Raw genomic sequence first — 17,312 nt, forward strand, 5'->3', positions numbered from 1 at the left:
AAACCAATTACGCCTGAATCATTCAAATCATGCCAAAATAACCGGCAATATTAAAATCATTAACCCGCATCAAGCATATAACCGCTGTTCACCGGCACCATCGATATTAAGTGCACAACGACCGCAGATTGTCGGGTGTTTCGGGTCAGAACCCACATCATTTGTATAATGCCAGCAACGTTCACACTTAGTACCCTGATCAACAGTGACCGTAGCCGACAGCTCATCACCCTGCTCAACAGTAACCTTGGCAACCATCAGCACGAAGCGTAACTCATCACCAATTGCCGTAACAAAAGGCAGAATATCCGCCGGTACTCGAATAGCCACATCTGCCTGCAATGACGAACCGACATTCTTATCAGCACGCAAAGGCTCAATCGCCGCATTAACTGTATCTCTTACAGTACGGATTGCCTGCCATTTCTGTGCCAGACCGGCTAATTCCGCCTCAGCCATAGACGGGAACACATGTGCAGTATGATACAGCACACTATCCTCATCATTACCTGTTAAAACAGCCCAGGCTTCTTCAGCCGTAAAGCACAGAATCGGACTCAGCAGCAACACCAGATTACGCGTAATATGATAAAGCGCAGTCTGTGCACTCCGACGGCCATGGCTGCCTGCCTGCATTGTATACAGACGGTCTTTCAGAATATCCAGATAGAAAGCACCCATATCTTCCGAACAGAAATGCACAATATCCTGTACCGCAAAATGGAATGCATAACGGGTAAAGTGATCATTGGCTACGCGCTCCTGCAACTGCTGAGCCAATACCAGAGCATAGCGGTCCAGCTCAAGCATATCTGAAATCGCTACTGCATCCGTTTCTGGATTAAAATCACTCAGATTGGCCAGCAAAAAGCGCAGCGTATTGCGCAAACGACGGTAGCTTTCAGAAACCCGTTTCAGAATTTCATCAGAAATAGCCAGTTCACCGGAGTAATCCGTAGAAGCCACCCACAGGCGCAGAATATCAGCACCCAGACTGTCATTGACCTTTTGTGGTGCAACCACATTCCCAACAGATTTGGACATCTTCTGTCCATTACCATCCACCACAAAACCATGTGTCAGCAACTGTTTATAAGGAGCACTGCCAACTGTTGCACAAGCTGTCAGCAATGAAGACTGAAACCAGCCGCGATGCTGATCCGAACCTTCCAGATACAAATCAGCCGGCCATGCCAGTTCAGGGCGCTGACGCAATACTGCATAATGCGTACTGCCCGAATCAAACCAGACATCCAGCGTATCCGGCAGCTTTTCATATTCATCTGCATCAGCCCCTAACAGCTCATGCTTATCCAATGCAAACCAGGCTTCAATTCCGTGCTGCTCAATCCGCTTAGCTACCTCTTCCAGTAACTCAGCCGAACGCGGATGCAACTGACCAGTTTCCTTATGCGCAAAAAACGCCATCGGAGTACCCCAGTAACGCTGGCGGGAAACCACCCAGTCCGGACGCCCTTCAATCATTGCCTCCAGACGCGCACGTCCCCATGCAGGGAAAAATTCAGTAACATCAACAGCATTCATAGCCTTATTGCGCAATGTTTTACCATCGGTACCTTCCTTATCCATACCGATAAACCACTGACCGGTTGCCCGGTAAATCAATGGTGTTTTATGGCGCCAGCAATGTGCATAACTATGGGTAATTTTGCCATTAGAGAGTAACTTACCTTCATCCGCAACCCAGTCGATTACCACCGGGTTACCTTCCCAGACTGTCATACCGGCTAACCGTGGCACATCACTGATATAGCGCCCTTCAGCATTTACCGGGTTATACAACTTAATCCCATAGCGCAGACAGGCAAAATAATCATCCAGACCATGTGCCGGAGCAGTATGTACCATACCAGTACCAGCTTCGGTAGTAACATGGTCACCCAGTAATACCAGAATATCTCTATCCAGAAACGGATGATTTAAATGCAGATTTTCCAGTTGCCGGCCAGCTGTTTCAGCCAGTACCGCCGTATCATCCGCACCAAAACCAAACCGGGCTAAAGCCGCCTCAGCCAGCTCTTTAGCCAGCACCAACTTACCTTTAGGCGTATCAATCAACTGATAAACCACTTCAGGCCCGACACAAATTGCCTGACTGGCCGGCAAAGTCCACGGAGTTGTTGTCCAGATAACACCATATACCTCACCCGGCAGCTCATTCAATCCGAAAGCTTTCGCCACTGCAGCATTATCTTTAAACTGATAAGCCACATCAATCGCATAAGAAACTTTATCCTTATACTCTACCTCTGCTTCTGCCAGCGAAGAGCCGCAATCCAGACAGAACTGTACCGGCTTCTCACCACGATACAAATAACCGCCCTGCTGAATTCGCCCCAGCGTACGCACAATATCTGCCTCGGTTTGATAGTCCATAGTCAGATATGGATGTTCCCAGTCACCCAGTACACCCAGACGCATAAAATCTTTTTTCTGCCGGTCAATCTGTTCCCGTGCATATTCCCGGCATAACTCGCGGAATTTTGCAGCCGGAATATTCTTGCCGTGCTTTTTCTCCACCATCAGCTCAATCGGCAAACCGTGACAATCCCAGCCCGGAACATAGGGTGCATCAAAACCAGCCAGCGTCTTACTCCGGATAATAATATCCTTCAATACCTTATTTACAGCATGGCCGATATGAATATCACCATTTGCATATGGAGGACCATCATGCAGAATGAACTTAGGTCTTCCCGCTGCCAATTTACGCAGTTTCTGATAACGCTTCTGTTCATACCAAGATTTCAGCCAGCCGCCTTCACGCTTGGCCAGATTACCGCGCATCGGAAACGGCGTATCCAATAAATTTACTGTTTTACTATAGTCAGTCATGACTTTCTCTTTAAAATATATTTAACTTTTAATATTCAGAATAAATTCAGTTCAATAAATTTTACGGCCACCCGAACATAATCCTGCTATTCAGGCAGCCTGCCATATTCGGGCGGCTTCCATATCAGCAAAAATCTGCGTCTGTAACGCAGCCAGCGACTCAAACTTCAGCTCATCGCGCAGCTTATGCAAAAAATGCACCTGTAAACGCTGCCCGTATAAATCATCTTCACAATCAAAAATATGCACTTCAAGCTTTTGTAAACTGCCCGAAGACACAGTTGGGTTTTTACCAAAACTAGCTACCCCGCGCTTACGCCCGAAAGCTCCGGACACATCGACCACAAATACCCCGTTCAGAGCATAGTGCAAAGCCGGTAAATGAACATTAGCAGTAGGACAACCCAGTTCACGCCCCAGTTTGGCCCCATGCTTCACACGACCACTCAGCGTATACTCATGCCCCAGCAACAACTGTGCATAAGCCAGATTACCCGAAGCCAGTGCCATCCGCACCGCAGTACTGGATGCGCGCACATCTTCAACCACAATTGAAGGTGTGTGCTCAGTAACAAACTCATTCTGAGCCTGCAATAAAGTAAAATCACCGCTGCGCCGTGTACCAAAGCGGAAATCATCACCTACCAGCAAATAGCGCGTGTGCAAATGCCTGACCAGCATCTGACTGATAAAATCCATCGGTTGCATAGCCGCAAACTGCTGATTAAACCGCACAACATAAACCGCATCAACACAGCCGCTTGCAGCAAGTAGATCCAGCTTATCGCGCAGCGGAGTCAGACGAAACGGCAAAGTTTTCCCTGCCTGCTGCGCAAAAAATTCCTGTGGTTGCGGCTCGAACATCACCACCACCGAACTAAGCCCGCGCTGTCCGGCTTCCTGACGCAAACGCATCAAAATATGCCGGTGCCCGCAATGAACCCCGTCAAAATTACCGATAGTCACCGCAGTACCATCCGGCCAATCCGGCTGTTGCCCGCTCCCCAACCAAACTCGCATACAATTCTTGAATAAATCAAATAATAAAACGTATCATTGTAAACATTTCAGCCAGCCTTAGCCAGCGCAATTGCTCAGGATTTTCCAGCCGTTTCAACCATCAAATCCACTTTATTCTCAAGAACAAACAAATTTTAATACAGTTATCCCCCTATTTCTTGCTAAAATAGCCGCCAACCTGACGCTAAGGCTATCAATAGCCAGCAACACCTCAGAAAATTTATTAGGTAACACAATGGCCTTTCGTTTTGACATCATCTACGAATACCGTGAAATGTTTTATTACGGTGCGCTTACAACACTCGGCGTCACCCTGATTTCCACATTTATGGGCACACTTCTCGGTCTGATTTTTGCCCTTGCACGCATTATCCGCATTGAAAAAGGCGGGCTGCCCATGCGTGCTTTCGTATGGTCATTGCGCCAGATTTCCCTGCTCTATGTAACCATTTTCCGCGGCACCCCCCTGTTTGTACAGATTTTCATCTGGTATTTTGTCTGGTTTCCACTACTCATCAACCCTGCTGACGGTCTGATTATCAGTGGCGATCTGGCTGTCGAACTGCGCCGCAACTACGGTGCACTGATAGCCGGCGTACTCGCACTTTCAGTTAATTCAGGAGCTTACATTACCGAGATTTTCCGTGCAGGCATTCAGTCAATAGACCGCGGGCAATTCGAAGCTTCCCGCTCTCTTGGTCTGAGCTACACACAGGCCATGCGCTATGTCATTCTGCCACAGGCTATCCGCCGTATGCTGCCTCCGATTGGTAACGAATTTATTACCCTACTTAAAGACAGCTCACTTTTATCCTCCATCGCCGTAGTCGAACTAGCTTTTGCCGCACATGCCGCAGCCGGACGTTATCTCAATTACGAGACACCGCTATACACGATTGCCATAATTTATCTGATAATGACCATCGCCTTAAGCTGGTTCTTCTCATGGCTGGAGAAAAAATACAATAAAGGTTATCAGCACTGAGTTTAGACAAATATCAATAACATGAGAACAGGACGGCTAAAAATCAGCCGTCCTGTTTCATTTTATAAAATAGCAAAATTCAACCTCATAACACCAATGTACAAGCCGGTTTATAGCCTTACTGATACCAGAGTCAAATCAGTTACATTTATCACCATATGGTTTTCCGGCCCAATCAATATTATTGCAGACCAGCTATTTCAAATTGCAAAGCCAATGCTGAAAAATATCTTTCTGAACCTACTATCAAATATTAAGCATCATAAATAACACCAGTCAGTTATCGATTAGTTTTAATATGAAACTAATTAAGAGACAGATATCAAAAATATCCTAATTCATACAGCTTTATTTACATTTTAGAAATCCGAACTATAGATTTAAACAAAACCCGGAATAAAAAAATCAGATAAATCAGCAGAAAAATATAAATTTAATTTAAAAATAACATAAAAAAACAAAACCATTAAAACAAACAAAATTTATAATGAAAAATAATAACTTGACACAAATTAAACAAATTGATTAACTATTAACTTATATATTTATCTTATCAACAGAAAAAGAGAAAAACATGAAAGCTGTCAGATTACATGCACAACACGATATCCGCATAGATGAAATCGAAAAACCAAAACCCAAAGCCGGTGAAATACTGATTAAAATCGGTGCAGCTGGCGTTTGCCACTCAGATATACACCTGATCGAAAGTGGTATCCCTGCAGGTGCTCCTGCATTTACCCTGGGACATGAAAATGCCGGATGGGTTGAAGAACTGGGCGAAGGAGTAACCGATTTTAAAGTAGGCGATGCAGTCATGGTATACGGACCATGGGGTTGCGGACATTGCCAGCCTTGTCAGCAATCTATGGAAAACTACTGTGAGCATCAGTCGGAATCTCCGATCCTCGGCGGTGGACTGGGTACCAATGGCGGCATGGCTGAATACATGATTGTTCCTTCCAGCCGTTTACTCGTACCTTTGCATGACCTGCACCCGGAAGAAGTAGCCCCTCTTTCCGATGCAGCCTTAACCCCCTATCATGCAATTAAACGTTCTGCCAGCAAAATAACACCGTCTGCTTTTGTTCTCGTAATCGGCATAGGTGGTTTAGGACATATGGCTGTACAAATCCTGAAACAGCTATATTCAGCCACTATTATTGCCGGTGATATCAATGATGAAAAACTGGAACTAGCCAAAAAATATGGTGCGGATTATGTAATACGTACCGACCGCGATACCGGTAGCATTGTCGAAGAAATTACCCGTATTACCGGTGTGAAGAAATGTGCCGTCGTACTAGATTTTGTTGGCAATAAGCCAACTCTGACTTTGGGCGCACAAACAGTCGGATTAAACGGCGACTGGACAGTAGTTGGTCTGGGGGGCGGCAAACTCGACTGGCACTGCATGAATCAGCCATGGGGAGCATCGCTTTGTACACCCTATTGGGGTTCACGGGTTGAACTGATGGAAGTGCTGGACATGAAAAGAAAAGGTATTATAAATATCGAATACACCACCTACCCCCTTGCACAGGCTCTGGAAGTATACGATAAACTGATTAAAGGGCTGATTAATGGCCGTGCAGTACTGATACCTTAATCTTTCCTAATAGAATCAGGCTGAGCAATATTATAACCACAGCCTGATTCTATAAAATCCACGTGCTCTGAAGCGATAAACAATTAATTACTATCATCAATAAAAAACCATCCAGTAGCTGTTGTATCAACGCAGACCAAGCTAAAAAAGAAAATTTGTTTCGCAATAACTCATTCTCATTAACAATTTTACTGACTTCATATATTTTTTACCACATCACTCCCATCAATACTTTAAGTTAATCTCCTAGTAAAAAATTAATCCCCTGAATTTTCATAAATTTTTCAGCATAATTAACTATATTTCAACCAATCTTATATTTTTAACATATACTATTCCTCGTTTTTAATATACATTCACTATATTAAAATCAGCCAACACAACACCAATGAACTAATACTTAACTTAATAAGCTATGGTTTCAAATTAATACAATATAGAACATATGAATACAAAATTAATGTCAGAGAAAATTATCAAAACCAGTAAATTCCTAAGTTATATTCTAAGACATAAGCCGGAAACAATAGATATCACCTTAGATCAGTAGGGATGGGTAAATATAGAATACTTAATCAAACAGGCAAACCTGCATGGAGAACAACTCACCAGAGATATTATCGAGGTGGTTGTTAAAACAAGTGATAAAAAACGATTTGCCATATCTGAAGATGGCTTAAAAATTCGTGCAGCACAAGGACATTCAACGGATCAGGTTCATATCAGTCATAATGCGCAAAAACCGCCAGAGTTTTTATATCACGGTACAGCCACAAGATTTATGGATTCAATCAAACAGCAAGGATTAATCGCAGGGAGCCGCCATTATGTACATCTGTCAGCAGATGTGAATACTGCGATAAAAGTCGGCACACGTCATGGCAGCCCTATTGTGCTGCAAATACAAGCCTTAACAATGTATCAGGAAGGATATCAATTCTATCTGGCGGAAAATGGAGTATGGCTGGTTCAAACCGTACCAACACAGTATTTACAACCATATGAATGAGCAAATAAATTATAAATATTTAAAAACAATATTTTATTAAAAACGAAGAGTTTACAAAACTTGTCTTTTCAATAGAGTTAACTCCTTATCAGATAGTTTATTTACTAACTTATTACTATTGATAATCGACGAAATATACTGAATAACTTCTTTATCGTCACTATCTAACAAAATAGAAAAAAATGATCCAATAAAAGCGGAATTATTCTATCTAATTTTGCAATTAGATCTGCAATATAATTCATTAAATCTTGCTTACTAAATAATTTATATATATTGGTATATCTATTTACCAAAATTCGATATCTATCGTTAATTTACTACCTAAATCAGCTATGAAATCTAACGTATTTTTTTTCAAATATATGTCTGATCGCTTTTCATTCTTATATACATGACCATAAATTGTGAATACAAAATCTATATCATTCTCTTCTTTAAATTTTAATAATATATTTAGTTTGTTTTCAATCCTATCAATTATCTGACGTACTTGATGATCCAGATCATTTAGTGAATTTATACAATGCTGTAAACACCAGGTGGTTTCTATAGCCGGGCTGTATTTGCAATTTTTCATACTTCCCCTGATAGTATATTTTGTAGGCGAAATTCCTAGTAATTTGGTTACACTATCTGGATTAAAGTTGGGGCCGCATATGATAAATTCTATAGTCACTTCAGTTTGTAACATTTTATAATCCTATCATTAATACCCATTTAGAATACCATTTTCAGTTCCACCATGCCTGAATATTCATAATTTATGTATATTTATTTACTATTTCAACTATTTCTTTCTAACTACGAATTTATGTACATAATCCTTTTATTTAAATAATTATCTTTTGCATTTTTAGATTTTCCCTAACTTTTATTTTAAACTGGTTCAAGTGATTCAGATATTGCTTTTCTGCAATAAGCATTATTTATTTTAACATTTTCTATTCCAACTATTATCAATAAGCTTTGGCACATCAAAAGTAGCTATATTTCTTTTATTTAAATTTTATTTTTTTCCATATACCAGTAATATGCTTTAGCTTATTCCTACTACATAGCTTCTTATTTGCAATTCAAAATACTAAAATAGGCACAGTGATAAAATTTATATCCAAGTCTCTATAAGGAGAAAATCTCGTATGTTTAGTCATATTGGTTTATATAACCATTTTTGTGATTAGCTGATGTTTATCTTATTTCGTGTAGACATCATAATTTTAGAAGATAGATTTATAAAATTATGAGTAATATATATATCTAAAAAAATATTGCTTTGCTTTGAAAGGAAAAGTCTAGCAAAATAATTTTTTTAGCAAAACTGGAATTTAAATAAATTTTTGTATATCACTCATGGTAAAAAAATTCCCTGTTTAAGAACAGGGAATTTATATTAGCTTTATTAAATGCTTAATTTTTTTTAAGAATTAAGGACCACTCCATTCAAGTATTTCTTTTAATTCATCGGGAACTAATTTAAATAATTTTTTAATACATTCAATATGTATATTATAGTTTGGTGATATTTTATTATTACAATTTTCAAAATAATATTTAGCCTGATAATTTAAAAAATGCACATCAGATTCATCAAAATCTGAATTCAAAAGTTTTAATGGCAAATTATGTACCAGTTGAGCTTCTAAATAGCAGGATTTATCCAAAGCTTTTTTAAACATACCATGAGTTTGAAGATTTCTAATATAAGGTAATGCCCAATAAAGCATCTCTATATAAATTTCTCTTTTATCCATTATCTTTTCCTCTTTGGGAATCGTCTAGCTTGAGTTGGTGGGTATTTTTGCTTTGTCCATCTACCATTATCCAGTAAATTTTTAATGTTTGAAGGGTCTCCTGTTTCTTTATAGATTTCTTTAGCTGCTGCCATTCTATGATGTCCCTCTCCTACCCAATACCTACCTTTTTCATCTAACCAACCTCCAATTATATTTTTCATTTCTTTAAAATCATAAGTCCCATCTTTCATCCTTCGTTTCACTACATCAATATAACCTGGATCTTTAAAACCTATTTGTGTCCCTCCAATTTTAGGAATCTTTGGTTTAGTTTTCCTCATTTTTATAAATTTTAAATATTTCTTACCTTTTAACGGTAGAAAAATTTTATCAGGAACAAATAAACCTACTATATTGCCAATTGCTCTACCTGATAAATATAATCCAGAACAATGATCTATACTACCAATATTATATTTTTTTCTAATCCAATCAGTTGCATCTGAAGACACCGCATCACCAACACCTGCTGACCAGTTACTTGAATCATCAATAAAATGTGCCCATGAATATAATCCATATGGATCCATATATGTTAAAGGATTACCGCTAGCATAACTATATGGATTCAGTCCACCTTCTACACCCAAAGGATCAATTTCTATATAACGACCTGTTTGTGGATTATAATGTCGAGCAAAATTATAATTTAAACCGCTTTCCTGATCATAATATTGGCCTGGAAAACGCAGATTTATGTTGATCAAATTATCTGAATCTGGTTGCATATTACCATAGGAATCGGTAATACCCTTCCATGTCTGCTGACCTCTTGAGTTCACCGCCAATTGAGGAGTACCCAGATAATCGGTAATCAAATAATTATAATCTGCAGTTTTTAAGGTCTGAGCATTATCCAGACTTGTCAGCCACAATGGGCTGGTTCCCCATACAGTATCCGGCATCCACCCATATGCTATCTGCATTTTCCCATTCTGATCCAATTCAGCTATCAGTCCTTCATCACTATATAAATAATAGGTAGTTTTACTGTTAACAGTTTTACTTATCCGGCGACCAAATGGATCGTACTGGTAATGTACTTTTTCTGTCTCTTCGTCCTGAATACCTACTAACTGATTAATACTATCGTAATGATAACTTCGTTTTTTTCCATTTAGTTCTTCATCAATTAAATTTCCAACTGAATCGTAGTTTAGTATTGTCCGTTGCTTATCTTCGCCCCTTTGTACTAACTGACCTAAACTATTGTATTGCCATTCTCCTGTTTGGTGAGCACTACCAGTTCGGTTATCTATTGCATCATAGCTATATGATTCTACAAACAAACCTTTTTGTTGCATGCTTTTGTCTGGATTGACTTGTATTAAGCGATCCAGTGCATCATAGCGATAATCAATACTGCCATCTTCAGTATTACTCTGAATGATATTGCCAGACTTGTCGTACTTATAGTTACGCTGGAGCAAAATTTTATTATCTGCACTAGTAACCAAAATGCTTAAAGGCTGTTGCAATGCAGTATAATTTATACTAGTTTTATTACTCGGAAATGTAATACTCTGAGGATTATTCCAGCGATAACTATCCCAAGTTATTTTTTCTCCATTAGGAAGCTTTACCTCTTTTAACAGTCCTTTTTCATAATAATATTGAACTACACTGCTATCTGGATAGGTAATGCTAGCAAGATTGCCATCAGCATTATAGCTATATTGCAGTTCTTTTATAATTTTTTCATTGTTATGCTGATAAGTAATGGTTTCTTTAATTCTGCGGCCAAGTTTATCTAATACATAGTTAAAGCTGCTTTGGGTATCACCACTCTGATTAACACTGGTAAGCTGGTCGGCGTCGTTATAACTATATGTTATACGCTGTGTAGCAATAGTCTGATCTTTGGAAAAATGACTTTCTTCAATTAGCTTCCCTGTTCGATCATATTGATAATGTATTTCATTACCATTGCTGTCTTTTTGCTTAATCAATTGATCAACAGAATTATAGTTATATTCTTTTTTATTACCCGATGATCTGGTTTCTGAAATTAGGTTACCATTACTATCATAGCTGAAGGTATTACTATTACCAGCTGCATCAGTAATGCTGATAAGATTATCTGATTCATCCCAACTATTGCTAGTTTCTCCACCTAGTTCATTTATAGTTTTGATAATGTTGCCAAAAGCATCATAACTATTTAGAACAGTATTATTATCAGGGTTCGTGATACTAACGGGTAAACCATGTTTGTTATAACTTATACTGGTCAACAAACTATTATCGCTGTCCAGTTTCTGACTAATGCTGGTACGCAAACCTATTGCATTATAGTTATAAGTTTCTGCATAAGTTGGATACTGAGTTTTAACAATCAGTCCTTCCAACCCGCTGCCTTTACTACCATACTCTACGCTTATAATATTCCCGGCAGTATCCTGTTGGCTTATCGGTCTTCCTTGTTTATCGTAATTTTGTTTACTTTCCAAACCAGAAGGTGATATAACACTAAGGGGTTTCCCAGTCAGATCATAGTTATAGGTATAAGTCTGATTTAAAGCATCTGTAACTTTCACCTGCCAGCCATGACTATCGTAATGATAGCTATAACTGGTGGTATTACCCATTGGATCTATTTTTTGAGTAATTCGTCCTAGGGCATCACTGGTGTATTTTGTTATCCGTCCCTGCGGATCTATAGTTTGTTCAAGAATACCAGCAGCATTATAAATTTTTTGCCAGATATTATTATCAGGATCTTTAACACTGGTTATCTGTCCCTGAACATTGTAAGTGAAGTGATAGGTATTACCCTTAGCATCAGTGTAACTACTAATATTTCCATACTGATCATAAGTTTGTTGCTGTTTTATCTGCTGTTTTTTACCTGTTCTAACGCTAATAGCCTGACCATACTCATCATATTCTATAGATACAATTTTTTGCTCTGGCTTACCTTTAGCCAGAATAGTTTGAGTCAGCTTATTCTGTTCGTTATATTGAAGTTCGGTCATATTACCAGCAGCATCAATATAATTAGTTAGCATTCCTTTGGTATTATATTGAAAGCTTTCACTACTACCATCAGCTGCTGTAACTTTAATCGGTCTTTCTTCAGCGTCTTCCTGAACGGTAGTTGCTATGCCACGTTCATTTATTATTTGTATCTGGCCTGTGCTTGTATCTTTTTTGACACTTTCTTTCAATTCACCATTGACAGTTTCAGATAGTCGTCTGCCTTTTGCATCAAAAACACTAACGGTTTTAATACCAAGCGGATCAATAACTGTAGTCGTATACTGTTTATTAACACGGTTATAATCGGAATTATATACAGTTACTGCACCAGTCTGAGCTGTGATTTTACCTACACGTGCCAGTTGTTTTTCATTATCTGATCCATCCGTGTTAACTACGAATGATTGTGAAAAACCACCCCCTTCTCTTCCACTGTACATCATATAAATTCCGTATGCCGGTACAGTGCGAACATAATCAATTTTAGTTACGCCGCCATCAGGTTCAGTTCGACTATTTATCTGTCCATTTTTATCGTATCCATATTTCCAAACATTACCTAGAACATCAGTTACCTTCGTTAATTGATCTCCTGACCATGTATAATTAATACTACGGCCACTACGGTCAGTAGCTTTGACCAAGTGTTCTTTCTTGTCATAATAAAGGCTGTAAACCAACTCATTATTGTTGTCTTTTACAGCTTTACGCCGACCATCTTTATCCAGTTCAAAGTTAACTTTAACGTTATTGGCATCACCATAGTTAAGTGGTCTGCCTTTACTGTCATAATTAATCCAGTTTCCTTGTTTATCAGTCCAACGCCATCCATCATCAGTTTTTTGGATAGATGCTTGCTGATAAATGTACAGGTCAGCTGTGCCGCTACGTTGATAAATAGTACCGGCTCGGTCAATAGTTTTAACGCTACTGTCCAATGGATCTAGTTTAAAATGCAGCTCTGCCCACGCCGGATTCAGATACCAGCGTCCGTTTTCCCATGTGCGGTTTAGCTTTACCTCTCCTCCCAATACTTTAACCCGCATATCTACGGTATTTTCCGTATATTCTGTATTTGGCAACCTGACTTTAGCATTAGCTATAAATGGCATTATCATAAATAACATAATAATGCTAATAAACCTGAGCAATGTATTACTCAATTTGCTCCGGCGTCGTTTAGTATTTTTCACCTTCACGATTTAACCCTTTGTATTAAAATAAATTTATTGATTAACTATTATTAATTAGCACCGCTCTCTGCTCCTCCGTTCGAACACGGAGTATCAGGTGCACACCCCCCCGTCATGGGCACGGCTGCCGGTGAACCAATATTGCCACTGCTGACAAATCCTCCGCTGTTACTACCTGATGAACCACCACTGCCCCAACCCGCGCCATTACCATTGGCAGAGCATTTTTTACCGGTATACTGAAAAAATCGGCCAGTACTCATATATTTGGAGATATCCCCATTGGCACATTCACTCTGATGGATTTCTGTATAGCTAACTTCATAAAACGTACAATCCCCTTCATTATTATCAGGTGCTGAGCGCAATAAATCAGGCAACGTAGCACTTCTGGATCGCAACAGTGTCGGCTGCTTCGGATCAAGAGCAGTAACTTTATATGAAATAACTACTTTTTCTTTTGGTTTCAGCACACTGGGTACTTCTCCGAAAAATTCATATTTGAATCTGGAGTCGGTTTTAGGCAAATTTAAAACAACATTTTCTGCCTGAACTAATCCATAATTACTTACTGTAATCTCTCCGGTTTTTTCTTCACCTATCTGCATAGCACCCAGATTAATCGACAGAGGTTCCAGCAAAATTACCGGTGCCGGTACCTGTGTATTAAAGGTGGCATTAACATTAATGTCATAGACATCTTTAATCGAAGTTTCAGTTACACCAAACTCTACATTAACTAACTGATATTCAAGAAAAATGTGCTGATTAGTAGTACTATCAGGATTAATTACAATCCGGCCACTGGCATCCATATGGTTAGGTGCACTGGCACGGTAGCGATAAATACCTGCCGGCAATTCACTTAATGAAGCAATACCATCTTTATCAGTAATGAGTGTATATTGTTCGGTTAGAACATTATCATTCTGTAATTTAATGGTTGCACCTTTAACCCCCTTAATGGGCTGACCTTCTGCATCCAGTGTAGCCGTGTAAATATCAGCCACATCAAAATAAACAATACCCTGTCCGCTTTGGGTAACAGAAATGCTTACCGGAATCTTGCCGGACAGTTTTCCACCCGTGGAAACTCTGATAATAAAATTGTAAATGCCATCAGCTATGTTGTTGTCCGGTTGAGCCATGATTTGTACAGGTACTTTTTCATCAACCGCAATTGCATTAATATTTTTGTCACTGGCAATAAATACCCACTCCGGTGCCGGATTACCCTGTTCATCTACCAGTTCTACCTGAACATTTTCAGCTTTTGCTAAACCTTTATTACCGATATGAATATTAGCCGTGGTTGTTGTATTCTGTTTCAAACCAGTCTGGATATAGGTCGGAGAAGCATATAAATCAGGCATTGGCTGACCAAGCTGATAATTAATCTGCAGTTTTCCGCGTACTAAATCTCCTGAATCCTCAGCAAATGCAACGAGATATAAGCTCCCCTTTTCTGCAGCATTATTATCGGCAGTAAATTTAATTGTTGTAGAACGGGTTTGTCCGGGCGCGATATCAACTGCTTCAGACTCGATCTTAATACCTTGCGGCAATACGCCATCCGGCTGATTCTCTGCAGCAAGTACCCAGCGTAATTTTTTAGCGCCTGTACTGGCCGTAGCATTTACGGTTATCGGAGTTGGAATGGTACGCGGTGCCTTAAGCTGATAACCCTGAATATTGAATGCAATCCGGTTAATTGCAAAGCTACTTTGACTGATAACTGTTTTTTCATCAGGATGAATGAGACCAACCTGATAAGTACCGGAATCAGAATCCTGCGGAGTAAAAATATAGGAAAAATTACCATTTTCATCTGTGGCAACAGCAATTTTTCGCTCAAAACCTTTTACATTTAAAACCAGTTTCAATGGTACATTTGCTGCAGCAGTATTATCAGCACGATATAGTGCCTGACCGGAAATTGTAACAGGCTGAGGACCATAACTGACGGCAGGACTAATTGCTGTTATTTTACCGCTGTAAGGTATAGGCGGTGGTGCCGGCGGTTCAATTTTAACATTTACCGTACGTGTACTGGTTATGGTTTTGCCACTGGTATTGGTTATCTTTGCTGATAATTCATGACTGCCATTATCCTGCATAGTAAGCGGCCAGTGTGCCTGATAAGGACGCTCGGACAGGGCTGCAAATTGTTTGTTATCAATAAACAGCTCTACCTTTTCAATCCCCAGTTCATCTGCTGCATCTACCTGAATATCTATAGGGGCAGAAAGAGTCTGATTTTCTCCGGGTGTTGTGATTGCTCCTGTAGGTACAGGTAAAGCGAAATCAAATATTACAGGAGCACTAGGTTCACTGCTGGCAGAACCATTTATCACAATGGCATGCAAGCGATAGCTACCTTCTTCAGATAACCGGATATCCTGATTAAAATTACCCTGTTCATCCGTTATAACAGGCTTCCCAATCGATTGATTATTTAAATATAGTTGTACTTTACTACCTGCTTCAGCCGTACCCTGAACTTTTAATAAAGAGGTTTTAATCTTTGCCTGAGTAACCGGATTAATAAGTACAGGTGGTGCAATCATAATAGCAGTAGCTTTGGTATAACCAGAGCTGTTACCTGCCTTATCCAATGCATTCAGACGTGCATATAAAATACCTGCAGAGGGCACATTATCAATTTGCACACTATTAGCCTGAGCATTAATATCTTTATCAATCAAAGGATTATTAAATTCAGGATTATTTGCTATCTGCAAATGTACAGAAGCAACCCCACTTAAATTATCGTTGCTGCTGTAACTAATTTGAACAGTATTGCTATTAATACGGTTGAATTTATTCAGTTCAATAACTGGGTTGACAGTATCAATTGTGGTTGGAGCAGATAATGGAGACCACATTTCCCAGCTAGCGCCATTATTAATACTCCCTCTTATACGGGCACGATAAGACTTGCCATCCTGTAAACCATCAGCGAAAGTAAACCGATTCACATGGTTCAGCACTTCTTTATGCACAGAATTTCCGGCAGTATCCTGAATCTCGATTTCCCATGTATTAAATGTATCAGTATTTTTCCATGACCAGGCCGGAGGCTGATTGCTATAAGTGGCAACAGGCTGTGGTGACGGAGGGATTAAATCTGAAATATCAATGAAATCATATTCAGCATTTTCATTCTTAGTGTATGCTGTTGAATTACCATTGGGCGTAAATAAGATTGCCTGTTCTGATCGAATAGTATCAGCCTTATTACAACCGATCTGGACAGTATTTGGTCGAGTACCTTGTATGCCTATAGTTGCACTGTTACCCCTGCTGCGCTCATCAGTTAAAGACTTATATTGGTATTTAATCTGATTTGAACCTTCATAAAGGATAGCCTGAAATGTACCCATAGGCTGAGGATTCTTCGTATTTTTAAAATATTGATTCGTCCATTGAACTATCAGCTGCCTGTTTGGAGCCACCCCTTGAGTTTCATATTTGATATTACCCATAGGCTTACCGGGAACATTGGTAACTAAATCATCCCAGAATACATACAGCGTATTATTAATTTTTGGTAAACAAGCATTGATATAATTTTTCTTAGGTTTGTCAAATTGCAGCAAGCCATTAGTAGTGACATAAAATTTATTATATTTTTTGCCATAATAATTAAACTCAAAACCAATAGGCAATGCACCACTTACCATATTATCACCATTTAAATGGGTATCTGTTCCGGCATAGCCTGATGCAGATGCAATAGTGCATAGTGCACAGAAAATCATTACAAATGCATTTTTCTGTTTGTTTTTAAGTTTTGAACTTTCCGTTCGGCTTAAACCGGGAAACCGGTTTTTCCAGTATTGATAAATATTCATCTTATACCCCT

General features: G+C 39.3%; 9 protein-coding genes. 3 read left to right on the forward strand and 6 right to left on the reverse strand.

Going from position 1 to position 17,312, the window contains the following annotated elements; genetic code table 11:
- Positions 1–69: 69 nt before the first annotated feature.
- Both ileS and ribF read right to left on the reverse strand, forming a co-directional pair.
- Positions 70–2,856: an isoleucine--tRNA ligase gene (ileS, locus tag H3T84_RS06100; protein ID WP_198218541.1), complete on the reverse strand. Its 2,787-nt coding sequence runs from the start codon at positions 2,854–2,856 to the stop codon at positions 70–72.
- Between the two features lie 90 nt (positions 2,857–2,946).
- A complete protein-coding gene (ribF, locus tag H3T84_RS06105) occupies positions 2,947–3,876 on the reverse strand; it encodes a bifunctional riboflavin kinase/FAD synthetase (protein ID WP_198218542.1) in 930 nt (309 codons plus the stop codon).
- Positions 3,877–4,111: 235 nt separating this feature from the next.
- Between ribF and H3T84_RS06110 the strand changes: the two genes are divergently transcribed.
- The 3 genes from H3T84_RS06110 to H3T84_RS06120 all read left to right on the forward strand — a co-directional run bounded on the left by H3T84_RS06110 (position 4,112) and on the right by H3T84_RS06120 (position 7,479).
- Positions 4,112–4,861, forward strand: a complete 750-nt coding sequence (locus H3T84_RS06110; protein WP_037475657.1) for an amino acid ABC transporter permease — start codon at positions 4,112–4,114, stop codon at positions 4,859–4,861.
- A gap of 574 nt (positions 4,862–5,435) precedes the next feature.
- Positions 5,436–6,470 (forward strand): NAD(P)-dependent alcohol dehydrogenase, encoded by a 1,035-nt coding sequence (locus H3T84_RS06115; protein WP_198218543.1) that lies wholly within the window; start codon positions 5,436–5,438, stop codon positions 6,468–6,470.
- A gap of 562 nt (positions 6,471–7,032) precedes the next feature.
- Positions 7,033–7,479, forward strand: coding sequence for an RNA 2'-phosphotransferase (locus H3T84_RS06120; RefSeq protein WP_370524051.1), 447 nt, complete (start codon positions 7,033–7,035; stop codon positions 7,477–7,479).
- 289 nt (positions 7,480–7,768) lie between these two features.
- Here H3T84_RS06120 and H3T84_RS06125 read toward each other — a convergent pair whose 3' ends face one another.
- From H3T84_RS06125 to H3T84_RS06140, 4 genes are all read right to left on the reverse strand, one after another.
- Entirely contained in the window at positions 7,769–8,173 is a 405-nt protein-coding gene (locus tag H3T84_RS06125; RefSeq protein ID WP_198218544.1) for a DUF4279 domain-containing protein, read from the reverse strand.
- 733 nt (positions 8,174–8,906) lie between these two features.
- Complete coding sequence (locus tag H3T84_RS06130) at positions 8,907–9,233, reverse strand: hypothetical protein (RefSeq protein WP_198218545.1); 327 nt, start codon at positions 9,231–9,233, stop codon at positions 8,907–8,909.
- Positions 9,233–13,417 carry an RHS repeat-associated core domain-containing protein gene (locus H3T84_RS06135; RefSeq protein WP_198218546.1) on the reverse strand — a complete coding sequence of 1,395 codons (4,185 nt, stop codon included), beginning with the start codon at positions 13,415–13,417 and terminating at the stop codon, positions 9,233–9,235. The genes H3T84_RS06130 and H3T84_RS06135 overlap by 1 nt, the downstream gene beginning before the upstream one ends.
- Positions 13,418–13,497: 80 nt before the next feature.
- On the reverse strand, positions 13,498–17,301 hold the full coding sequence (locus H3T84_RS06140; protein WP_198218547.1) for an Ig-like domain-containing protein: 3,804 nt from the start codon (positions 17,299–17,301) through the stop codon (positions 13,498–13,500).
- Between the last annotated feature and the right edge of the window lie 11 nt (positions 17,302–17,312).

This window comes from Snodgrassella sp. M0110, assembly GCF_016101465.1.
Lineage (GTDB): Bacteria > Pseudomonadota > Gammaproteobacteria > Burkholderiales > Neisseriaceae > Snodgrassella > Snodgrassella alvi.